Annotated in this window: 13 protein-coding genes and 1 tRNA gene; 10 read left to right on the plus strand and 4 right to left on the minus strand. The window is 73.1% G+C overall.

Translation table 11 applies throughout. From position 1 onward, the window contains the following. The first annotated feature begins 101 nt into the window (after positions 1–101). Together DEJ34_RS04250 and DEJ34_RS04255 are read left to right on the plus strand one after the other, a co-directional pair. Complete coding sequence (locus DEJ34_RS04250; RefSeq protein ID WP_181422257.1) at positions 102–3,257, plus strand: UrvD/REP family ATP-dependent DNA helicase; 3,156 nt, start codon at positions 102–104, stop codon at positions 3,255–3,257. Beyond that, complete coding sequence (locus DEJ34_RS04255) at positions 3,254–6,592, plus strand: ATP-dependent DNA helicase (RefSeq protein WP_258368347.1); 3,339 nt, start codon at positions 3,254–3,256, stop codon at positions 6,590–6,592. Before DEJ34_RS04250 ends, DEJ34_RS04255 begins: the two co-directional genes overlap by 4 nt. 24 nt (positions 6,593–6,616) lie before the next feature. Here the strand turns inward: DEJ34_RS04255 and DEJ34_RS04260 are convergent, their stop codons facing one another. Then, complete coding sequence (locus DEJ34_RS04260) at positions 6,617–7,615, minus strand: phosphotransferase (protein ID WP_110890474.1); 999 nt, start codon at positions 7,613–7,615, stop codon at positions 6,617–6,619. Positions 7,616–7,696: 81 nt separating this feature from the next. Here DEJ34_RS04260 and nudC point away from each other — a divergent pair, with 81 nt between their 5' ends. Next, entirely contained in the window at positions 7,697–8,632 is a 936-nt protein-coding gene (gene nudC, locus DEJ34_RS04265; RefSeq protein WP_110911545.1) for an NAD(+) diphosphatase, read from the plus strand. Then, positions 8,629–10,374 carry an ATP-dependent helicase gene (locus DEJ34_RS04270; protein ID WP_181422256.1) on the plus strand — a complete coding sequence of 582 codons (1,746 nt, stop codon included), beginning with the start codon at positions 8,629–8,631 and terminating at the stop codon, positions 10,372–10,374. The genes nudC and DEJ34_RS04270 overlap by 4 nt, the downstream gene beginning before the upstream one ends. 869 nt (positions 10,375–11,243) lie before the next feature. On the opposite strand, the gene DEJ34_RS04275 is transcribed toward DEJ34_RS04270, so the two are convergent. Then, positions 11,244–12,680 carry a zinc-dependent metalloprotease gene (locus tag DEJ34_RS04275; RefSeq protein WP_110823700.1) on the minus strand — a complete coding sequence of 479 codons (1,437 nt, stop codon included), beginning with the start codon at positions 12,678–12,680 and terminating at the stop codon, positions 11,244–11,246. A 102-nt stretch (positions 12,681–12,782) separates the two neighbouring features. Between DEJ34_RS04275 and DEJ34_RS04280 the strand changes: the two genes are divergently transcribed. The 3 genes from DEJ34_RS04280 (at position 12,783) to DEJ34_RS04290 (ending at position 17,285) form a co-directional block, all read left to right on the plus strand. Beyond that, positions 12,783–13,892 (plus strand): YlbL family protein, encoded by a 1,110-nt coding sequence (locus DEJ34_RS04280; RefSeq protein WP_110911543.1) that lies wholly within the window; start codon positions 12,783–12,785, stop codon positions 13,890–13,892. Positions 13,893–14,094: 202 nt separating this feature from the next. Continuing rightward, positions 14,095–17,145, plus strand: a complete 3,051-nt coding sequence (locus DEJ34_RS04285; protein WP_181420657.1) for a UPF0182 family membrane protein — start codon at positions 14,095–14,097, stop codon at positions 17,143–17,145. Between the two features lie 63 nt (positions 17,146–17,208). Continuing rightward, a tRNA-Met gene (locus DEJ34_RS04290) sits at positions 17,209–17,285 on the plus strand. Between the two features lie 266 nt (positions 17,286–17,551). Here DEJ34_RS04290 and DEJ34_RS04295 read toward each other — a convergent pair. Then, positions 17,552–18,490, minus strand: coding sequence for an aldo/keto reductase (locus DEJ34_RS04295; RefSeq protein ID WP_110911542.1), 939 nt, complete (start codon positions 18,488–18,490; stop codon positions 17,552–17,554). A 102-nt stretch (positions 18,491–18,592) separates the two neighbouring features. Here DEJ34_RS04295 and DEJ34_RS04300 point away from each other — a divergent pair, with 102 nt between their 5' ends. Together DEJ34_RS04300 and DEJ34_RS04305 are read left to right on the plus strand one after the other, a co-directional pair. Next, positions 18,593–19,189: an acyl-CoA-like ligand-binding transcription factor gene (locus DEJ34_RS04300; RefSeq protein WP_110823703.1), complete on the plus strand. Its 597-nt coding sequence runs from the start codon at positions 18,593–18,595 to the stop codon at positions 19,187–19,189. 28 nt (positions 19,190–19,217) lie between these two features. Further along, a complete protein-coding gene (locus DEJ34_RS04305; protein ID WP_110911541.1) occupies positions 19,218–20,033 on the plus strand; it encodes a carbon-nitrogen hydrolase family protein in 816 nt (271 codons plus the stop codon). Here DEJ34_RS04305 and DEJ34_RS04310 read toward each other — a convergent pair. After that, positions 20,009–21,223, minus strand: coding sequence for an aminotransferase class I/II-fold pyridoxal phosphate-dependent enzyme (locus DEJ34_RS04310; protein ID WP_110911540.1), 1,215 nt, complete (start codon positions 21,221–21,223; stop codon positions 20,009–20,011). The genes DEJ34_RS04305 and DEJ34_RS04310 overlap by 25 nt on opposite strands. Before the next feature lie 217 nt (positions 21,224–21,440). Between DEJ34_RS04310 and DEJ34_RS04315 the strand changes: the two genes are divergently transcribed. Further along, on the plus strand, positions 21,441–23,348 hold the full coding sequence (locus tag DEJ34_RS04315; protein ID WP_258368346.1) for a S1C family serine protease: 1,908 nt from the start codon (positions 21,441–21,443) through the stop codon (positions 23,346–23,348). Positions 23,349–23,454: the final 106 nt, after the last annotated feature.

The raw sequence follows: 23,454 nt of genomic DNA on the forward strand, positions 1-23,454 counted from the left end.
GCCGCGGGCGCACACCCCGGTCCCGCACCCGGTCCCGCACCCGGTCCCCGCATCCGGCGCGGGTGGCGCGCGATGTCGGCAGCGCTGGGTACCGTACGTGCGTGCCACCGACCACCCTGACGCCCGCGCCGGACCTCGGCTCGGTGTCGCGTGCGCTCGTCGAGGACCCTGCGCAGCAGGCGGTCCTGGCCCTGCCGGACGGCGAGCACGCCGCGGTGTTCGGCGCGCCGGGAACGGGCAAGACGAGCACACTGACGCGGCTCGTGGCCGACCGGATCGCCCGACCCGGTGCCGTCGACGCCGCTGGGCACGCCACCGTGCTCGCGCTCACCTCGGCCCGCATGGCAGCCACGGCGCTCCGGGACCGGCTCGCCGCCGCGGTCGACCGGGTCACGCCGGGCGCGCTCGCCCGGACCGTCAACTCCCTGGCCTTCCAGGTCGTGGCGCACGCGGCGACCGTGCAGGGCCAGGACGCTCCCACCCTGCTGACCGGCGGCGAGCAGGACCGCATCCTCGCCGACCTGCTCGCCGGACACGAGCTCGACGGCGGCGGACCGGACTGGCCGGCACCGATCACCGCGGTGGTCCGCGAGCGGGCGGGCTTCCGCACGGCGCTGCGTGACCTCATGATGCGTGCGGTCGCGGCCGGCATCGAACCCGACGACATGCGGGAGCTCGGGGACGAGACCGGGCACCCCGAGTGGCGTGCCGTCGGGGACCTCGTCGACGAGTACCGCGCCACCGTGACCGCGTTCCGGACGACCGCGCTGGACGCGGCAGAGCTCGTGGCGTTCGCGACCGCGGCCGTGCTGCGGGGGGACCTCCCGCCCGCGGTGGCCGCGCTGCGTCTCGTCGTCGTCGACGACGTGCAGGAACTCGTCGAGGGCGAGATCGCCCTGCTCGGTGCCCTGGCCCGTTCCGGCGTGCAGGTCGTCGCGTTCGGCGACCCGGACATCGCCGCCTCGGCCTTCCGCGGCGCGGAGCCGGACGTGCTCGGCCGCCTCGGTCCGCGCCTCGGCGTCACCGGCGTCCGGGAGATCGTGCTCGGCACGGTGCACCGGCACGCCGGACCGGTCCGGGCGCTGGTGACCGGCGTCACCGGCCGCATCGGCACCGCCGCCGCGGGCCGACAGCGCTCCGCCGTCGCCCGGGAGGCCCGTGGCCGCTCCGACGCCGTCCTGCACCTGGAGGCCCCGAGCCGGTCCGCGATGGTCGCCGCGGTGGCGAGGCGCCTCCGCGAACACCGGCTGCTCGACGGAGTGCCGTGGCACCGGATGGTCGTCGTCACCCGCAGCGGGGCGGCGATCCCGGAACTCGTCCGGGCGCTCTCGGTGGCCGAGGTGCCGGCGACCGCGGGTGCCGCGCCCACCCGGCCCCGGGACGAGACCGCGTCCCGGGCGCTCGTCGACGCGGCCGCCGTCGCCCTCGGTGTGGTGCCGCTCGACGCCCAGCTCGCGACCGCGTTCGCGACCGGACCGCTCGGCGGACTCGACACCCTGGCGATGCGACGGTTGCGGCTGGCGCTCCGGCGCGAGGAGCTGGCGGGCGGCGGGACCCGCACGTCCGACGAGCTCCTGGTCGACGCACTCGGTGCCCCGGAGCGACTCGCGACGATCGACGCGCCCTTCGCCCGCCGCGCCGCACGGCTGGCGAGGAGCTTCGCGGCCGCGCGGCACGACGCCGAGACCGGGGCGAGCATCGAGGAGGTCCTCTGGGGGCTGTGGGAGCGCAGCGGTCTCGCGGGCACCTGGCGTGCCCAGTCGGTCGCCGGAGGTGTCGGAGCGGCCGAGGCCGACCGACACCTCGACGCCGTGGTCGGGCTCTTCACGGCCGCCAAGCGGTTCGTCGAGCGGACGCCGGACGCCCCGGCGCGCGTCTTCGTCGACGACCTCCTCGGTGCCGACCTGCCCGAGGACTCCATCGGACCGGACCGGACCGCCGGGCGGGTCCGGGTGCTGACCCCCTCGGCCACCGTCGGACTGGAGTGCGACGTCGTGGTGGTGACGGGCCTCCAGGACGGCGTCTGGCCGAACACCCGCGTGCGGGGCAGCTTGCTCGACCCGGACGGGCTCGTCCGCGCCGCCGCCGGCGTCCCGCACTCGCCGACGGACGACCGGGCGGCGGTGATCGGCGACGAGCTGCGCCTGTTCGCCCGGGCCGTGTCCCGGGCGACGACGCAGGTCGTCATCGCGACCGTCGCGAACGACGACGAGTCCCCGTCGCCGTTCGTCCGGCTCGTCCCGGTCCCGCCGGACCGACAGCCGTCGGCGCACCCGCTGTCCCTGCGCGGCCTCGCCGGCTCGCTGCGTCGGCGCGTGGTCGCGACCGGCGACTCCGAGGCGGCGTCCGCACTCGCGCGCCTCGCCGCCGAGGACGTGCCGGGGGCGTCGCCGGACGACTGGTACGGCCTGGCCGAGCCGACGACCGACGCGCCGCTCGTCGACCTCGACGCCACACCGGTCGTGCCCGAGGACGGCGACGAGCCCGTCCCGCCGACGGTGTCGGTGTCGCCCTCCCGCATCGGCACGTTCGAGGAGTGCCCCGTGCACTGGTTCGCGCAGACGTTCGGCGGCGGCGCCCCGAGCCCCGCGATGGGCATCGGGACGATCGTGCACGAGGCGATGGAGCACGCGACCGAGATCGACGTCGAGTCACTGTGGCAGCGGGTCGAGGGCCGGTGGGACGAGCTGACGTTCGAGTCGCCGTGGATCGCGGACCGTGAGCGCGCGAGGACCCGACGGATGATCGAGGGGCTCAGCGACTACCTCCGGACCACCGCCAGCGCCGGGCGTCGACTGCTCGGGGCCGAGTCCTCCTTCGCCCTGGTGACCGGCCCGGCCCGGGTGCGGGGGAGCATCGACCGGATCGAGGTCGACCCCGACGGCCGGATCAGCATCGTCGACCTGAAGACCGGACGGTCGATGCCGAGCGAGAAGAACGACATGCCGGCCCATCCACAGCTCGCCGCCTACCAGCTCGCGGTCGCCGACGGCGCGGTCGAGGGCGTCCCGGTCGGAGCGGAGACCACCGACGCACGGCTCGTCTTCGTGCAGAACCCGAAGGGCGCGCACGCGTACTCGGAACGGACCCAGCGCGCGCTCGACCCGGAAGCGCGCGAGGCGTACCGCGAGCGGTTGCACGGCGTCGCGCGCGGCATGGCGGGACGGACGTTCCTGGCGGCGGTCGACGAGCACTGTGACCGCGCCCGCACGGGCACCGAGTGTCGGATCCACGTCGTCGGCGAGGTGACCTGGTGAGCGCGGACGAGGCGCCGACAGCGGTGGACGGCGCCGGGACCGGTCGGACCGGGTCGGACCCCGCCGTCCCTGTACCCGGACCCGAGCACCGCGTGCCCGACGGCGACGTCCCGCTGACACCGCGGGTCGGTGCCGACGCGATCGCGGACGCCCTCGGGAAGCCCCGACCCACCGAGCAGCAGCGGGCCGTGATCGAGTCACCGCTCGCGCCGGCCCTCGTCGTCGCCGGTGCCGGCAGCGGGAAGACCGAGACGATGGCCTCCCGTGTCGTCTGGCTGCTCGCGAACGGATTCGTGCAGCCGGACCAGGTGCTCGGCCTGACCTTCACCCGCAAGGCCGCGGGCGAGCTCGGCGTGCGCATCAACGACCGGATCGCCGCGCTCGAGGACGCCGGGCTCATCGCTGCCGGCGACGCCTTCCTCGCGCCCACGGTGTCGACCTACAACGCCTTCGCGAACGCCGTCTTCCGCGAGAACGCCCTGCTCATCGGCCGGGACGGCGAGTCACAGGTGCTCACCGAGCCGTCCGCCTGGCAGCTCGCCCGTCGGGTCGTCGTCGCCGCACGGGACGACCGCCTGGCCGGACTCGACCGCAACGTCGACACCGTCACCGCGGCCGTGGTGGCGCTCGCCGGGGCCGCGTCCGAGCACCTCGTGGACCCGGCGGACCTCCGTCGGTTCGCGATCGACTTCGGGGAGCTCCTGGAACTGCCCGGCTCGACCAGGGGCACGCCCTACAAGGCCGTCACCGACGCCGTCGCCGCGATCGGGTCGCTCGAACCCCTGGCCGACCTGGTGGAGGAGTTCCGTCGGCAGAAGGTCGACCGCGGCTTCGTCGAGTTCTCCGACCAGATCGCCCTGGCGCTCGCCGCGGCCGACGCCGCCCCGCGGGTGGCCGCCGACCTCCGAGCCCGCTTCGCGGTGGTGCTGCTCGACGAGTACCAGGACACCTCGGTCGTGCAGACGCGCTTCCTCGCGCGGCTGTTCCGGGACCACCCGGTGATGGCGGTCGGGGACCCGCACCAGTCCATCTACGGCTTCCGCGGAGCGAGTGCCGCGAACCTCGCCCGGTTCCCGGCGGACTTCGGCGCGCCCGCCGCCGACCCCGTCGTCACCTACGCCCTGTCGACGAGTTGGCGGAACCCCGTCGACGTGCTCGCCGCGGCGAACGCGGTCGTCTCCCCGCTCTCCGCCGCGTCCGACGTCCGGGTGGAGCAGCTCGCACCGCGACCGGGAGCGGACCGCGGCACGGTGGCGGTCGCCTTCCCGGAGACCCTGCCCGACGAGGCGGACGCCGTCGCCGCGTGGTTCGCGGACCACCGCGGGCGGAACCCGGACGGCTCGATGGCGCTCCTGCTGCGCGCCCGGAAGGACCTGGCGGCGTTCACCGCAGCGCTGGCCGCCCGCGGGGTGCCGTACCACGTGCTCGGGACGGGTGGGCTGCTGCAGCGGCCGGAGATCGTCGACCTGGTGGCCTGCCTCCGCGTGCTGCACGACCCGGCGGCGGGCAACGACCTCATCCGCCTGCTCGCCGGTGCCCGGTGGCGGGTCGGCGCGGCGGACATCGTCGCGCTGCACGGTCTCGCGCGCTGGTTGTTCGGCCGCGACCACACGCACAAGCGCCTCGACGACGACGTCACCGCGGCCTTCCGGGCGTCCGTCGCCGCGGGGGAGCAGGGCTCCGTGGTCGACGCGCTCGACTTCGTCACGACCGCGCCGGACGACCACTCCGCCCTCGCCGGCATCAGCCCGGCCGGCCGCGAGCGGATGCGCGCGCTCGGCGCCCAGCTCGCCACGCTGCGCTCCCGTGCCGGCGGGGACCTGGTCGACTTCGTCACGCTCGTGGTGCAGGAGATGCGGCTCGACATCGAGGTCGCCGCGCACGAGCAGGGCGGGTCGGCGTACCTCGACGCCTTCGTCGACGAACTGAGCGGCTTCGTGCAGACCGACGACCGTGCCGACCTCGGCGCCTTCCTCGGCTGGATCGACGCCGCAGCCCGCCGCGACGACATGGGGCCGCGGTCGGAGGAACCCGAGGGCGGGACCGTCCAGATCCTGACGATCCACGGTTCGAAGGGCCTGGAGTGGGACGCGGTCGCCGTGCCGCGGATGGTCGAGGGCGCCCTGCCCGCCCGGCCCCAGGAGGGGTCGACGGGGTGGCTCGGGTTCGGCCGGTTGCCGTACGAGTTCCGCGGCGACGCCGAGGAACTGCCCCGTCTGGCCTGGCGCGGGCAGGAGACCCAGAAGGACGTCGTCACGGCGATCGACGCCTTCAAGGACGAGGTCCGGGCGCGGAACGAGGACGAGGAACGCCGCCTGACCTACGTGGCGCTGACCCGCGCGAAGCACGAGCTGCTCGTCACCGGGTCCTCGTGGTCGACCGGGGTGAAGCCGACGGCCCCGAGCCGGTACCTGCTCGACCTCGTCGACGCCGGGGTACTCCCCGCCGACCGGATCCCGGAGGGCACCGCGCACGAGTCGAACCCGCTCGGCGACCAGGGAGCGACGCAGACCTGGCCACACGTGCCGTTCGGCTCCCGCGGTCCGCGGGTGCTCGCCGCCGCGGAGCGCGTGCGCAACGCGAACCCCGGCGCCGCCGGTCGCCACGCCGCCGACATCGACCTGCTGCTCGCGGAACGCCGGGCGGCCCGGTCGGCCGCGCACGCGGTGGTCGTCCCGCACCGCGTCCCGGCGTCCGGTTTCAAGGACTACCTCGGCGAGCCGGACCGCGTCGCCGAACGGCTGCGCCGTCCGATGCCCGAGCGGCCGTACCGGGCCACCCGCCTCGGCACCCTGTTCCACCAGTGGGTCGAACAGCGTGCCCGTGGCGGTGGCGCCGCGGCGCCGCTCGGCGGGTGGGACGGCGGGCTCGACGCCTGGGCCGGCGAACTCGACCTCGACGTCGGGGAGACCGCTCCCGCCACCGACGGTGACCTCGCCGTCACGGACGACGACGCCCGACGGCTGGCCGACTTCCAGGAGACCTTCGCCCGGTCACGCTGGGCGGGTCTGACGCCCCTCGAGGTCGAACGCGAGATCCACATCCCGTTCCTCGGGCACAGCGTCGTGTGCAAGCTCGACGCCGTCTACGAGATCGACGGGCGGATCGAAGTTGTCGACTGGAAGACCGGCAAGGCCCCGACCGGTGCCGAGGACCTGGAACGCCGGCAGGTGCAGCTCGCGCTGTACCGGGTCGCGTACGCCGAGTTCACCGGCCGGCCGATCGAGGACGTCGACGCGGTGTTCTACTTCGTGGCGGACGACCTCGAGGTCCGACCGACGTCGCTGCTCGACCGTGCCGGGCTGGAACGCGCCTGGCGGGACGCGATCGGCTGAGGCGAGCCGCGCCTCCAGGCCGGATCAGCCGTGCCGGCGCTCGGTGGAGGAGAGCAGCTGCTCGACCTCGCCGATCTCCATCGTCTCCGGCGACACCGCCTGCAGCGGTGCGGCCGACGGTGCGTGGACGGCCTCGGCCAGGCGGTGCATCATCGCGACCGCGTCGTCGACGACCTCGGTGCTCTTCACCTGCACGCCGTGCAGCAGCCACTGGGCGGTCTCGAGCTCGTGGTGCACGCGGGCGCGTTGCCCGAGCTGCCGGTCCCGACCGCCACCGCCGGCGGTGTAGGCGCTGAGGACCGTGTCGAACGCCTCGCGGCGGCCGGCGAGCACCCAGGCCAGGTCCTTCGCCGGGTCGCCGAGGCGGAGTTCGCCCCAGCCGAGCACGCCCGTGACCTCGTCGCCCTGCACGAGCAGCGAGTCGACGCCGAGCGAGCCGTGGACGACGGTCGGCGTGAACTGCCAGAGCTGCTGGTCGCGCGCGGCACCCTCCCAGCGCTCCTGGAGCGCGGCCGGCACGAGCTTCGTCGCGACGGCCCGGTCCATCACGGAGACCGCGGAGCGGAGCACCTCGAAGGGCGTCAGGGACGGCAGGCCGGCGTCCGTCACGAAGCTCGTGGGCAGGACGTGAAGCGCGGCGACCGCGCGGCCGACGCTGGTCGCCAGCTCCGGACGTTCCGTCAGGTCACGGAGCGCGGGGTGCTCGCCCTCGACGAACGTGGTGAGGATGGCGCGGGTCGACCCGATCGGCGCCTGTCCGCGGTACTCCGGGACGGCGAACGGGAGGCGCGTGCGGATCCCGGCGCTGAGCGCGCGGATTGCCACCAGGTCGGCGGACTGGCGGGCCTCGGCGCGCTGGTTCCGGGGACGGCGGATCGCCGAGCTGTGGCCCTCCGCGTCACGGACGACCGCCGACTCGTAGTCACCGGCGGCCACCGAGCCGAGCGTGCGCGTCCCGGTCAGGACGAGCCCGGGCACGGCCGTCGTCGCCAACGCGGCTAGAGTGAACTGCGATCCCGCCATGCCCATCAGGGTAGGTCCGCGGCACACCCGATCGGTGCGCGCCACGCTGACCCGGGACGTGTCGACCACGAGGAGATCCGCGTGACCGTGGAGTTCGCCGCCCGGCTGCCGCTCGCCCGCAACGAGCTCGACCGCGATGCCGAGTACCGCGCCACCCCCGACCTCGACCGCGTGCTGCGGGACGACCCGGCGACGCGGTTCCTGCCCGTCCACGCCGGCGCGATGCTCCGGGGCGGCGACGGCGCGCTCCGCTTCGTCGACGCCGGACAGGTACCCGAGGACGCGACGCTGCTCTACCTCGGACGCGCGGTCGCCGACGCCGCCGACGCTCCGGCCGGCACCCGCTTCGTCGCGGCGCTCGTCGACGACGACGCTGCCGCCGCCATCGAAGCGGACACCGCGGCATGGGAGAACCTGCGCATGTTCGGCACCGAGCTGTCCGCCCGCGACCAGGGCCTCGCGGTCGAGGCGGTCGCGATGGCGAACTGGCACGCGGTGCACGGCTTCTCGCCGCGGACCGGCTCGGCGACCGAGTCGACCTCGGGCGGGTGGGTCCGCCGCGACCCCGAGGGGCACCAGCACTTCCCGCGGACCGACGCGGCGATCATCGTCGGCATCACCGACGGCGAGGACCGCATCCTGCTCGGCTCGAACGCCGCATGGGACGCGAACCGGTACTCGCTGCTCGCCGGGTTCGTCGAGCCGGGGGAGTCGCTCGAGGACGCCGTCCGGCGTGAGGTCTTCGAGGAAGCGGGCGTCACCATCGAGGAACCGGAGTACCTCGGCTCGCAGCCGTGGCCGTTCCCGGCGTCGCTCATGGTCGGGTTCCGCGCACGTGCCGTCGACGGCGACCCCTCCGCCGCCCGGCCGGACGGGGTCGAGATCCTCGACGTCCGCTGGTTCTCCCGCGACGAGATCCGCGAACAGGCCGGGGACACGATCCTGCTGCCCGGCCGGACCTCGATCGCCCGCGTGATCATCGAGGAGTGGTACGGCGGGCCGCTCGACCTGCCGTGACGGTCGCACCCGGCGCCGGCGACCCGGCGACCCCGACCCCGGACGCGCTGCTCGCCGCACTTGACGCCGAGCAGCGGACGGTCGCACGGACGCTGCTCGGTCCGGTGGCCGTGCTGGCGGGTGCGGGGACCGGCAAGACCCGCGCTATCACGCACCGCATCGCCTACGGGGTCGCGACCGGCACGTACTCGCCGAACCACGTCCTCGCGCTGACCTTCACCACCCGGGCGGCGGGAGAGCTGCGCTCGCGGTTGCGCGCACTCGGCGCCGGAGCCGTCCAGGCCCGGACGTTCCACGCCGCGGCGATGTCCCAGCTCGGGTACTTCTGGCCGGACACGGTCGGCGGGCACGCCCCCGGGCTCGTCGAGTCCAAGGGCCGGATGATCGCGCACGCCGCGGACACCATCGGCCTGCGGGTCGACACCCCGACGCTCCGCGACCTGGCCGGCGAGGTCGAGTGGCGCAAGGTGCAGCGGCTCACGTACGACGAGTACGAGTCCGCCGCGACCGAGCGGACGATGCCACGCGACACCTCGCCGTCCCGCGTGGTCGACCTCATGCGCGCGTACGAGCGGCTCAAGGACGACCGTCGGCAGATGGACTTCGAGGACGTGCTGCTCGCGACCCTCGGCATGGTGGAGTCCGAGCCCCGGGTGGCGTCCTACGTGCGCCAGCAGTACCGGTTCTTCGTGGTGGACGAGTACCAGGACGTCTCGCCCGTGCAGCACGACCTGCTCCGCGCGTGGCTCGGCGGTCGGGACGACCTGTGCGTGGTCGGTGACGCCAGCCAGACGATCTACTCGTTCACCGGCGCGTCCAGCCGCTACCTGCTCGGGTTCGGCTCGGAGTTCCCGCGCGCGTCCGTGCTCCGGCTCGAACGGAACTACCGCTCCACCCCAGAGGTCGTGCACGCGGCGAACGCACTCATGCGCGGGCAGCCGGGGGCGCTCGACCTCGTCGCGCAGGAGACCGCCCCTGGTCCGGAGCCGACGGTGCTCGCCTGCGCGCACGACGGGGACGAGGCCGCGACGATCGCCCGCCGCATCACCGAGCTCGTGGACGGCGGGGCGGCGTACGGCGAGTGCGCCGTCCTGTACCGCGTCGGCGCGCAGTCCGCGGCGATCGAGTCGGCGCTCGCCCGCAGCGGGATCCCGTACCGGGTGCAGGGCGGGAAGCGCTTCTTCGACCGCCCGGAGGTGAAGCTCGCCGTGCACCACATGCGCGGCGAGGCGGTCCGGCAGACCGACGACGAGCTGCTGCGCCGGGTGGAGCTCGTGCTGCAGATCAGCGGGTGGACGCGCACCCCGCCGGAGGGCACCGGTGCCGTGCGTGAGCAGTGGGAGGCCCTGCAGGCGATCATGCAGCTCGCCGAGTCCGCGCCGGCCGGGACGACCATGCAGCAGTTCACGGCCGACCTGGTGGACCGTGCCGCGACCCACCACGAGCCGGAACTCGACGCCGTCACGCTCGCGACGCTGCACTCGTCGAAGGGCCTGGAGTGGCCGCACGTCGTGCTCGCGGGCGTCGCCGAGGGGCTGCTGCCGATCTCGTACGCGACGACCGACGACGGCGTCGACGAGGAACGTCGGCTCTTCTACGTCGGCATCACCCGTGCTCGTCGTTCCCTGACGCTGACGTGGTCCGGTCAGGGGTCCACACGGGGTGGGGCCCGGGTGGCGAGTCGGTTCCTGGCAGCCCTCGGCACGCACACCGCGGATGCGGAGCGACCCGCCGCACCGTGACCGACAGGTCCGTCCGGTCCACCAGGAGCTGCTGCGCGTCCGGGTACTGGGTCACCAGGGGGAGCCGCTCGAGGACCAGCCGGGTCACCGTCGTGGCGACCGTCGCAGCCCGGTAGGGCGACAGTGCGGCCACGGGACGGCCCCAGACCTGCGCGGCGATCGCCGGCCAGGCGGGGTCCGCGTCGGTGCGCTCGAGTTCCACGCACTGGAGGCACGGCCCGGCTCCCGGGACCAGGAACGGCCCGACGCGGACGCGTCCGTCGCCCACCACCACCGGCAGGTGCGGGACCGACCGGCGACACCAGGCGGCCCGGACCGTCGGGTCGGTCACGTGGTCGGCGACCAGGACGGCGAGCGTCGGCGGCGGGTCGGGCTCGGGGACCGGACCACCGCGCGGCACCGACGTCCGCACGACGGTCACGCCGTCACCGGTGAGCATCCGGTCGAGCTCCTGCGCGAGCGGCCCGGCACCGGACACCTCGACCCGGGCAGCCGGCTCCGCGCCCAGGTCGACCAGGGCCGGAGCGGCGTCCCCGAGCAACCGGGCCGCGACGGCGGGTGGGCACCCGACGCTCCGGGCGACCCCGGCCATCGCGTCCCGTCCGGTCTCGCTCCGGAGCGCGCAGAGGAAGCGCTCCTCGGCCGTCGTCGGGACGGTGACCAGCGCGCGCGGCGGGTCGACCCCGAGCTGGACCGTGCACGGATCGCGCCAGATGAACTCGAGCGTCGGGTCGATGCGGATGCCCATGCGTCCACGCTGGCGCAGGCACCGCCGACGGGGCAGTCCGGACGCCGATCTGTGGACAAGACGAGGCGGGCCGGACGGTCGGGACGCAAGGCGGGTCGCGCCTCCCGTCCCGACAGGGTTACTAGTGCCGCGGTCCGCCCTGCGGGTCGCCGTCGGCGGGCCCGGCCGTCGGGCCGTCGCCGGAGTCCTCGATGCCGGAGTCCTCGATGCCGCCGTCCTCGTCCTCGTGCGGACGGTCGGCGGTGGTGTCGTTGAGCAGGTCCTCGAGCGCTCGGTCGAACGCGTCGTCCTCCGGCGTCTGCGACGGGTCGCGGAGCCGGGCGACCAGGGACTCCGGCGCGTCGATGTCGTCCGAACCGGGCACCAGGTCGAACGCGGCCCAGAGCGCGTCGCGCTCGCCGGCACCGAGTTCGTCGGTGACCCGCTGCCACATCGCGGCCGCTTCACGGAGTCGGCGCGGGCGGAGTTCGAGACCGACCAGCGTCGCGAAGGCGGACTCGGCCGGGCCTCCTGCGGCGCGACGACGTCGCACCATCTCCGCGATCGCGCCGGAGCGGGGGAGACGGGCGGTCGCGGCGGCCGTGACGGTGTCGACCCATCCCTCGACGAGCGCGAGCATCGTCTCGAGTCGGGCGAGGGCAGCGTCCTGCTCCGGGGTCCGCGGCGGGATGAGCGCCCCGGAGGCCAGCGCGTCCCGCAGCTGCTCCTGGTCGGTCGGGTCGATGCCCGACAGGGACTCCTCGACCCGGTCGAACGGGATGTGCACGCCCTTGGCGTACTCCGTGATCGACGAGATGATGTGCAGCCGCAGCCAGCGTGCCGAGCGGAACAGTCGGGCGTGGGCGAGCTCGCGGACGGCGAGGTAGATGCGCACCTCGTCGGCCGGGACGTCCAGGCCCTCGGCGAACTCGGCGACGTTCTGCGGCACGAGCGCGGCGACCTGCTCGTCGAGGAGCGGGACGCCGACGTCGCCGCCGGAGACGACCTCCTTGGCGAGCTGCCCGACGACCTGGCCGAGCTGGATCGCGAAGAGCGCACCGCCGACCCCGCGCATGGCCTTCGAGACGTCGCCGAGCATGAGCTTGAGCTCCTCGGGCGCGCGCTGGTCGATCGCCTCGGTGAGGGCGGTCGCGATGCTCGACGCCACGGGCTCGGCGATCTGCGACCACACGGGTGCGGTCGCCTTCGCCCACTGCTCGCGCGTGTAGACGCTCGGCGTCGAGGTGAGTTCCGCGACGGTGGTCACCTCGTCGAGCCAGAGCGCCGCGACCTGGAAGGCCTGCGCCGCTGCCTGCGCGGTGGCGGGGTCGAGCGGCTGCTCGCCCTCGCGGGCGATCGTGGCGGCGCGTTCGGCCGTCACGGTGAAGTCGATGCCGTCGCCGCCGTCCTGCGCGGCCCGCTGGAGCTGGCTCATGAGGTTCGCGACGAAGGTCGGGTCGTTCGGCAGGCCGGCGGCTCCGGCGAGCTGCGACGGGTCGATCTGGCCCTCGCCGGACAGGAGCTTGCGGAGCATCTCCCGGAAGTCGTCGTCCGGCCCCGGCTGCGGTTGATCAGGCATGCCGACTACGCTAACCGCTGCCCGTGAGGCCGTGCCTGGGACCGGCCCGGGCAACCGCCCGTCCGGCTGCGCCGTGGGCGAACAGCCTCCGGAAGGACCCGTGTGACCCTCTTCGCCCCCGCCCCCCGTCGTCGCTCGCGCTCACGGACGGTCGGCTGGGCCTTCGTCGTCGGCGCCCTCGTCCTGGCGGTCGTCGCGAGCCTGCTGCCGAGCCCGTACCTCATCGAGATGCCCGGCCCGGTGTTCAACACGATCGGCACGCAGCGGCAGGGGACCGGCAAGGACGCGAAGGACGTCGAACTCATCCAGATCGACGGGCACCGCACCTACCCGACGTCGGGCGCGCTCGACATGCTCACGGTCAGTGTGCAGGGCACGGCGACCGAACGGCCGCCGTGGACGAGCGTCATCCGCGCCCTCTTCTCGGAGTCCGAGGCGGTGGTGCCCGCCAGCGCGATCTACCCGCCCGGACGGACGACCGAGCAGGTGAACGAGCAGGACGCCGCGGACATGACGAACTCCCAGCAGTCCTCCGTCGCCGCGGCCCTCGTGCAGGAGGGGTTCGAGGTCCCGAGCGAACTCGAGGTGGGCACCGTGCAGCAGGGCTCCCCGGCCGACGGCGTGGTCCGTGAGGGGGACGTCATCACGGCGTTCGACGGCACGTCCCTCACCACGAACTCCGACGCGTCGACCCTCCGGCAGCTCGTCGCGGAGCACGGCACGAGCGCACCGGCGACGATCACCGTCGAGCGGGACGGGGCGACGCGGGAGCTCTCGGTCACCCCGCGGACCGAGCAGGGCACCGCGCTGCTCGGCGTCGGCGTGGTCGAGCACTACGACTTCCCCTTCGACGTCGACATCGCGCTGCAGGACGTGGGCGGGCCCTCGGCGGGCATGATGTTCGCGCTCGGGATCATCGACGAGATCACGCCCGGCGGGTTGAACGGCGGCGAGCACGTCGCGGGGACCGGCACGATCACCGCCGGTGGCGCGGTCGGACCGATCGGCGGCATCCGGCAGAAGCTCCACGGCGCCGAGTCGGCGGGCGCCACGGTGTTCCTCGCCCCGAAGGCGAACTGCGACGAGGTGGTCGGACACGTCCCGGACGGCCTCGATGTGTACGCGGTCTCGACCCTCGACCAGGCGGTCACCGACCTCGAGACGATCGCGGCGGGCCGGAGCACGGCCGGGCTCGAGCGCTGCACCTCCTGAGCGCCAGGCGCACTGCCGCGGTCTCCGGGCCGCCGGCCTCCCGGACGACCGGCAGGGACGGCCCGGACGGCTCGGCCGGGAGGCCCGGGGCGCGATCCTGAGATGCGGCACAGGTTCACTGTCGGCCGGGACGAATAGGATCGGCAGCACTGACGGCTCGGCCTGCCGGCGCCGCCGGTCCGACACGTCTGGAGCACAACAAGTGACGAACACCTCGTCCACCGCGGGACGGCGCTCGCCGCGTGTCCCGATCGTGGTCACGATCATCGTGCTGGCCGCACTGGTGATCGGCTTCTTCATCTTCGCCAGCCTGTACACCGACTACGCGTGGTTCGCGCAGCTCGGGTTCGAGCGCGTCCTGACCACCCGGTGGCTCGCCGGGACGGCCATGTTCGTCGCCGGCTTCCTGGGCATGGCGATCCCGGTCTGGCTGAGCATCGTCCTCGCCTTCCGGTTCCGTCCGGTCTACGCGAAGCTCAACGCGCAGCTCGACCGCTACCAGCAGGTCATCGAGCCGCTGCGCCGCGTCGTGGTGCTCGGCATCCCCGCGGTGCTCGGCGTCTTCGCCGGTCTGGCGACCGCACCGCGCTGGAACACCGTCCTCGAGTACCTCAACCGGACGCCGTTCGGCAAGACCGACCCGCAGTTCGGGCTCGACGTCGGGTTCTACGTCTTCGAGCTGCCGTTCTGGCGCGCCGTCGTGGCGTACTCGTCCGCCGTCGTGCTCATCGCCGGCCTCGCCGCGCTCGCCGCGACGTACCTGTACGGCGCGATCCGCTTCGGCGGTCGAGAGGTCCGCATCTCGAAGGCCGCGCGCATCCAGCTCGCGATCACGGCCGCGCTCTACATCGCGCTGCAGGCCGCCAGCCTCTGGCTCGACCAGTACACGGCGCTGACGAAGGACAACTCCCTCATCACGGGCGCGCAGTACACCGAGGTGAACGCGACGATCCCGGGCCGCGAGATCATGGCGGGCATCGCGGCGATCGTGGCGATCCTGTTCATCGTGACGGCGGTCATCGGCCGCTGGCGCGTGTCGATCATCGGGACCGGGCTGCTCCTGGTGTCCGCGATCGTCATCGGCGGGATCTACCCGTGGATCGTCCAGCGCCTGCAGGTCGCACCGAGCGAGCGCTCGTTCGAGTCCGCGTTCATCCAGCGGAACATCGACGCCACCCGGGACGCCTACAACGTCGCCGGGGTCCAGGAACAGGACTACGACGCCACCACCACGGCGACGACCGGTGCCCTGTCCGAGGACGCCCAGACGACGGCGAACATCCGCATCATCGACCCCAAGATCGTCTCGGACACGTACAGCCAGCTCCAGCAGTACCGGCAGTACTACAAGTTCCCCGACCAGCTCGACGTCGACCGCTACCAGGTGGACGGCAAGACCGAGGACACCGTGCTCGCGGTGCGTGACATCGACCTCGACGGCCTCGGTGCCTCGGCCACCCAGTACAACCGGACGTTCGTCTACACGCACGGCTACGGCGTCGTCGCGGCGTACGGCAACCAGCGGGCATCCGACGGCAAGCCGGTGTTCATCGAGTCGGGCATCCCGGCCGGCGACACCCTCGGCAAGTACCAGCCGCGCGTCTACTTCGGCGAGAACTCGCCGGCGTACTCGATCGTCGGGGCACCGGAGGGCACGAAGGACGTCGAGCTCGACTACCCGTCCGGCTCGGACGACGACGACGGCAACGCCACCACGACCTACGCGGCGGACGGCGGACCGAAGATCGGCAACTTCTTCAACCGCCTGGTCTACGCGGCGAAGTTCCAGTCGGAGCAGATCCTGCTGTCGAACGCCGTCAACGCCGACTCGCAGATCCTGTACGACCGTGACCCGGTCAAGCGCGTGCAGAACGTCGCGCCCTACCTGAAGCTGGACCAGGACGCGTACCCGGCGATCGTCGACAACCGCATCAAGTGGATCGTCGACGGCTACACGACGAGCAACGCGTACCCGTACTCGCAGAGCCAGAGCATGACGGACAGCATCAACGGCACCGAGTCCGGCAGCTTCCGCACCGACCAGGTGAACTACATCCGGAACTCGGTGAAGGCCACGGTCGACGCCTACACGGGCAAGGTCACGCTCTACGCCTGGGACACGAAGGACCCGGTGCTCAAGACGTGGCAGAAGGTCTTCCCGACGTCGCTGCAGCCGGTGTCCGCGATGAGCGCCGACCTGCTCGCCCACGTGCGCTACCCGACCGACCTGTTCAAGGTCCAGCGGAGCATCCTCGGCACGTACCACGTCACCAACGCGAACTCGTTCTACTCGGGCGACGACGCGTGGACGACGCCGGTCGACCCGACCTCGACCTCGACGAGCGCCGGGGACGCCGACTCGGCGGGCACCACCACCGGGACGAACGCGAACACCACGAACGCGCTCGGGACGCAGACCACGGCGACGAACCCGGACCAGCAGGACCCGTACTACCTGACGATGAAGGTGCCGGGCGCGGGCACGGCCTACTCGCTGTACAGCACCTACATCCCGAAGCAGAACTCGTCGTCGAACGCGCGGAACGTGCTGACCGGCTACCTGGCCGTCGGATCCGACGCCAGCGGGGCAGGCAAGGGCAAGAAGGGCGAGGGCTACGGCAAGCTCACGCTGCTGACGATCCCGAAGACCGACAGCATCCCCGGCCCGTCGCAGGTGCAGAACCTGTTCAACTCCGACCCGGCCGTCTCGCAGGAGCTCAACATCCTCAAGCGGGGCAACAGCACCGTCAAGCAGGGCAACCTGCTGACGCTGCCGGTCGGTGGTGGGTTCCTCTACGTGCAGCCGGTGTACGTGCAGTCCACGTCGAGTGGGTCGTACCCGCTGCTGCAGAAGGTGCTCGTGGCCTTCGGGGACAAGATCGCGTTCGAGGACACGCTCGACGAGGCGCTCGACGAACTGTTCGGCGGCAACTCGGGCGCGGCCGCGGGTGACTCCGGTGCGGCTGCGGGGAACTCGGACTCCGACGACGAGGGCTCCGACACGTCGACGGGTGGGAGCTCGACGGGCGGTGCCACCGGTGGTGCGACCGGCGGCGCGACCGGTGGGTCGTCCTCCGGCGCTGCGACGCCGGACCTGCAGCAGGCGCTGTCCGAAGCGGACGAGGCGCTCCGGGCTCGTGAGCAGGCGTACGCCGACAACGACCTGGTCGCCGCCGCCGAGGCCGACCAGCGACTGCAGGAGGCCGTCGAGGACGCCATCGCAGCGCAGGGTGGCAGCGGCTCCGACGGTTGATGCGGGCGGGCGGGGTGCTCGATTTGGCACCCCGCCCGATCCCGTGTAGTGTTTTCCATGTGCCGCGGGGTGGAGCAGTTCGGTAGCTCGCTGGGCTCATAACCCAGAGGTCGTAGGTTCAAATCCTGCCCCCGCAACCAACGCGACACGAGAAGCCCCGGTCCTCACGGACCGGGGCTTCTTCGCGTTCCGGTGCTTGTTCGCGGCCCGGCGCGGCCCGGCGCGGCCCGGCCCGGCACTCTCGCACGGTCCGCACCGCCGGATGTCCCTCGCTCGTCGTGGCGCATCGCCGCGTCCGCTGTCGCGGCCGACACGCCGGGGTGCGCCGAGTCGGCCGGGAGGCTCGGCGCCGGCTGGCACCGAGCCTCCCGGCCGTCACGGCTCCTGCGCGGACGCGGTCGCTCGCTCAGCTCGTGGCGCGTGCGCCACGGACGCCGCGACCGAGCGCGTCGATGCGCGCGAGCTCGTCCGAGGTGAACGTGACGTCAGCGGCCGTGACGTTCTCGGCGACGCGCCCCGGGTTCCGCGATCCCGGGATCGGGACGATGTCGTCGCGCTGCGCCAGGATCCACGCGAGCGCCAGCTGCGAGAGGGAGACGTCCTTCTCCGCAGCGAGCTCGGTGAGCCCTGCGACGACCGCGGTGTTCGCGTCCCAGTTCTCCGGGGCCCACCACTCCAGCCACTGGCGGATGTCGTCCTCCGCGTAGGCGCTCCGCGGTCGCACTGCGCCGCTGAGGAAGCCGCGTGCCAGGGGTGAGTAGGCGACGAGACCGATGCCGAGCTCGTCGACGACCGGGAACAGGTCCTCCGACTCGCGGGCGAAGACCGAGTACTCGGTCTGCAGCACGGAGATCGGGTGGACCGCGTGCGCCCGGCGGATGTTCTCGGCGTCGGTGTTCGACAGGCCGAGGTAGCGGACCTTACCGGCCTGCACGAACTCCTGCATGACGCCGACGACGTCCTCGACCGGGACCTGCGGGTCGTGCGCGTGCTGGTAGAGCAGGTCGATCGAGTCGGTGCCGAGGTTCCGCAGACTGGCGTCGACGACGTCGCGGATGTGGTCGAGCTGCGAGTTCGGGGCGTACGTGTCCGTGAAGCCGAACTTCGTCGCGATCGTGACCTGATCGCGGATTGGGGCGAGTGCGGCGCCGAGGAGCCGCTCACCGCTTCCCCAGCCGTAGAGCTCCGCGGTGTCGAAGTGGGTGACGCCGAGGTCGTGCGCGTGCCGGATCGCGGCGACGGATTCCGTGTCGTCGCCGGGGCCGTACGCGAAGGTCGTGCCCATCGCGCCGTAGCCGATCGCGCTGACGACCAGGCCCTGTCGTCCGAGTGTTCGTTGCTGCATGTCGTCCTCCTGGAACGGATCGTGGTTCGAGTGGCACTGTACGCCGAAACTGTCAGAGTCGGTCAAGTACGGCAGACGCTGACTCAGGGGTACGATCGGACCATGAGCGAGACGGCGGAGGCACGGCCCGGACTACGGGACATCGCCCGCGACGCAGTGCGAGCGCGCATCGCCGCGGTCGCCATCGCCCGGTTCGACGCGGAGGGGTTCGACCGGGTGACGGTCGAGCAGGTGGCTGCGGAGGCGGGCATCTCGGCACGGAGCTTCCACCGGTACTTCCCGGCGAAGGAGGACGCGGTCATCGGTGACCCGGCCCGGCACGGTGCCGCCCTCGCCGCGGCGTTCGGCGCACGTCCGGCGGACGAACCGGTCTGGAGCGCCCTGCGTGAGGCCTTCGTGGCGATGCTCGAGCACGGCAGCGACGACGACCCGGAGACCGGACGGCGCTCCGTCCGGGTGATGCTGAGCACACCGTCGCTCCGGGCGCGGAACACCGAGAAGCACCACGCCTGGGCCGAGGTGCTCCTCCCGTTGGTGGTCGACCGGCTCGGGGGGACGGACGGCGACCTGCGTGCGCGGACGGTCGTGCAGGCCGCGCTCGGGTGCTTCGACGTCTCGGTGGCGAGGTGGGCGGAGGGCGGCGACGACGTCGTGGGGATCCTGCGGCGGTCGTTCGACGTCCTCGACGTCCGGTCCTGACGGAGCCCGGCGTGGTTAGCCTGGCACCGTGACGACACTGACCATCGCCGCGGCGCAGTTCGCCCCCGGAGACGACCCAGCCGCGAACCTCGAGACCGTCCGCGCCGCCGCCGTCGACGCGGTCGCCCGGGGGGCCCGCCTCCTGGTCACGCCCGAGTACACCTCGTACTTCACAGCCGACATCGACGACCGCTTCGTCGCGGCCGCGCAGCCGCTCGACGGCTCGTTCGTCACGGGCCTCCGTCGGATCGCGCGGAGCACCGGCATCGCACTCGTCGTCGGCGTCGCCGAGGTGGGGGAGACCCCGGGTCGGTTCCGCAACACGCTCGTCGCGATCGGTGCGGACGGCTCGGTCCTCGAGACCTACCGGAAGGTGCACCTGTACGACGCGTTCGGTTCCCGGGAGTCCGACCGCATCGAGGCCGGCGACCCCGCGCAGCTGCCCGTCGTGGAGGTCGACGGCGTCCGGGTCGGGCTCGAGACCTGCTACGACCTGCGGTTCCCCGAGGTGACGCGACGTCTCGCCGCGACGGACACCGGGGCCGCGGACGTCGTCGTGCTGCCGGCCGAGTGGGTCCGCGGTCCGGGCAAGGAGCACCACTGGCGGACCCTGCTCACGGCGCGCGCCGTCGAGAACACCGTGTGGGTGCTCGGGGTCGGTCAGGCGCCCCCGGTCGGGATCGGGGCGTCGCTGGCGCTCGACCCGACGGGCACCGCGGTCGCAGCGCTCGGCGCGGAACCGGGGCTCCTCGTGGTGACGGTGGACACCGCGGTCACGGACCGCGTGCGGGCGGTGAACCCGTCGCTGTCCCTCGGTCGTTACGCGGTGGTCCCGCGGGACTGAGCGAGCCCGGCCAGCCGTGACACGGCCTCCTCGAGGACCGACCGGCGCTTGCAGAACGCGAACCGGATGAGCGACCGGTACCCGTCGACGTGGTCGGGCCGGACGAAGGCGGACACCGGCACCCCCACGACGCCGACGAGCCGCGGGAGCTCGAGGCAGAGCGCGCGGGCGTCGTCGTGTCCGAGCGGAGCGGCGTCCGCGATGACGAAGTAGCCGGCGTCCGGGCGCAGCACCCCGAACCCGGCGGCGGCCAGACCGGTGGCGAGGAGCTCCTGCTTCGCCCCGAGGTCGGCGGCGATCCCGGCGAACACCGTGTCGGGCAGGCGGAGCCCGGTCGCGATCGCCGGCTGGAAGGGTGCCCCGTTGACGAAGGTCAGGTACTGCTTGACGGTCGTGATCGCCTCGACCAGCGCTGCCGGGGCCGTGAGCCAGCCGATCTTCCAGCCCGTCGTGTTGAAGGTCTTCCCGGCGCTGGAGATCGACACCGTGCGGTCCCGCGCTCCGGGCAACGACGCCGGCGGCACGTGGGTGCCGGCGAACGCCAGGTGCTCGTAGACCTCGTCGGTGACGATCACGGCGTCGTGGCGCTCCGCGAGCTCGACCACGGTGCGGAGCACCTCGATCGGCAGCACCCGACCCGTCGGGTTGTGCGGGGTGTTCACGAGGACCACGCGCGTCCGGTCGGAGAACGCGGCGCGGAGGTCCGCCTCGTCCGGCAGGAAGTCCGGCGCCCGGAGCGGGACCGTGACGTGCGCCGCGCCGGCGAGTCGGATGAGCGCGCCGTACGCGTCGTAGAACGGCTCGAAGGTGACGACCTCGTCGCCGGGCTCGACCAGCGCCAGGAGGGTCGCGGCCAGGGCCTCGGTGGCACCGGCGGTGACGAGGACCTCCCGGTCGGGGTCGACGTCGAGCCCGTACCAGCGCGCCTGGTGCTCGGCGACGGCGGCACGGAGGTCCGGGGTCCCGCGGCCGGGCGGGTACTGGTTGGCACCGTCCCGGATCGCACGGACGGCCGCGTCGAGGACCTCTGCGGGCCCGTCCTCGTCCGGGAACCCCTGCCCCAGGTTGACGGCACCGGTCGCTGCGGCGAGGGCGCTCATCTCCGCGAAGACGGTCGGCGCCGGCACCCCGTCGGGGCCCAGCAGCATCGCTCCCTCGGCGGCTCGGAGCCACGGACCGGTCTGCCGCATGCGCGACCCCTCTCACCCTCGGGGCACCGGCCGGGAGGCTCGGCGCGCGTCGGGCCCCAACTTTAGCGTCCGACCGGGGGTCGCCTCCGGTGGACATCCGGAGGACCGGCCACACAGCTGACGCATACGATCGGCTTGGTCAGCTCGCAGCTGCGCCATCAGGACCGCCCAGGTCGGTGGAGAAGACTGCAGGAGCTTTGGAAGGAGCACGTCCCGCATGAGCGACACACACCACGGACACGGCGACGACGACCGTCGCGACGAGACCACCGGCCCGGACGAGTCAGCCGGTACCCGCCACGGGCACCGCGACGCCGACGACATGGACGTGGTGGGGACGACTCCGGCGCAGGAGACCGAGCAGTTCGCTGGCGCCTCCGACCACACGGACCGGTACACCGCCCCGTACCCGACGGCCGACGCAGGGTCCGCGGATGCGGCACCGACCGCCGAGTACGGCCAGTACGGCCAGTACGCGCAGCAGGGTCAGTACGGCCAGGGCGGGCAGTACGGCTCGGGTCGGTACGGCTCGGACCAGTACGGCTCGGGTCAGTACGGGAGCGGCCAGTCCGGCACCGCGCAGTACGGGCAGGACCAGTACGGCACGGCCCAGTACGGGCAGGGCCAGTACGGCACCGCCCAGTACGGGCAGGGCCAGTACGGCGAGCACGACACGTCCGGCGACACCCGGTACGGCCAGCAGGACCAGTACGGCCAGGGGCAGTACGGCCAGGGCCAGTACGGCCAGCAGGGCACGTACGGCCAGGACGCTCCCCGGTACGGCGAGCACGCGAGCGACCACCACACGGCCTCCGGTGCGAGTGCGTTCGGTGCGGCGGCCGACCAGCGGCCGGAGAACGGCCACTACTTCACCGGCGCCCCGGCCGCCACGAGCACGACCCCGCGCGACCGCTCGGGTCGGAACCGTCTCGTGCTGCCGCTGGTCGCGGCCGCCGTGATCGCCGGTCTCGTCGGCGGCGGCGCCGGTTGGGCAGCGGGCGCAGCGTCGGACGGCGGCACGGTCGTCGGTGGCTCGGGCACCTCGCAGAGCGGTGGCAACCTCACCGTGAACGACTACGACTCCGCCACCGTCGTGACCGCGGTCGCCGCCAAGGCCACCCCGTCGGTCGTCACGATCAACGTCTCCGCGAGCAGCGAGGCCGGCACCGGTTCGGGCGTCGTGCTGAACAAGGAGGGCTACATCGTCACGAACACCCACGTGGTGACGCTCGACGGTGACAGCGCGAACGGCACCATCTCGGTGACGACCTCGAACGGCAAGGTCTACAAGGGCACGCTCGTCGGCACCGACCCGACGGTCGACCTGGCGGTCATCAAGATCGACGCGCCCGACCTCACGCCGATCGACTTCGCCGACTCGTCGAAGCTCAACGTCGGCGACACCGCGGTCGCGATCGGTGCGCCGCTCGGCCTGTCGAACACCGTCACCGACGGCATCGTCTCCACGCTGAACCGCAGCATCCAGGTCACCTCGAGCGACCCGAACGCCGGCGGCGACACGAACGAGGGCCAGGGCAACAACGGCAACGGCCCGTTCGACTTCTGGGGCAACGGCGACAACGGCAGCAGCTCCGGAGCCAGCACGACCGTCTCCCTCCCCGTGATCCAGACGGACGCGTCGATCAACCCGGGCAACTCGGGTGGCGCGCTGCTCGACGACAAGGGCGCGCTCATCGGCATCAACGTCGCGATCGCCAGCGCCGGCAGTTCGGACTCGTCCAGCTCGCAGGCCGGCAGCATCGGCGTCGGCTTCTCGATCCCGTCGAACCTGGTCAAGCGCGTCGCGACCGAGATCGTCGAGAACGGCAAGGCCACCCACGGTCTGCTCGGTGCATCCGTCGGTGACGCGACCGAGGACGCGAGCGCCACGCAGGTGGGCGCGCTCATCAAGGACGTCACCTCGGGTGGCGCGGCGGCCGACGCCGGGCTCCAGAAGGGCGACGTCGTGACGAAGCTCGGTGACGCCTCCATCGCGGACGCCACCGACCTCACCGCGCAGGTCCGCTTCTACGCCGGTGGTGCGACGACCGAGATCACCTACGTCCGCAACGGGGAGACCCGCACGGCGAACGTCAAGCTCGGCACGTACGACAGCTCGAACTGACCCGGGACGCTCCGGACGGGAGGCTCCCCACCAGCTGGTGGGGAGCCTCCCGTGCGTCTGCCGGGCCACGGCGGGGCGCAGCCAGGTGGCCGCCGCGGGTGCTTGA

This window comes from Curtobacterium sp. MCPF17_050, assembly GCF_003224435.2.
Classification (GTDB): domain Bacteria; phylum Actinomycetota; class Actinomycetes; order Actinomycetales; family Microbacteriaceae; genus Curtobacterium.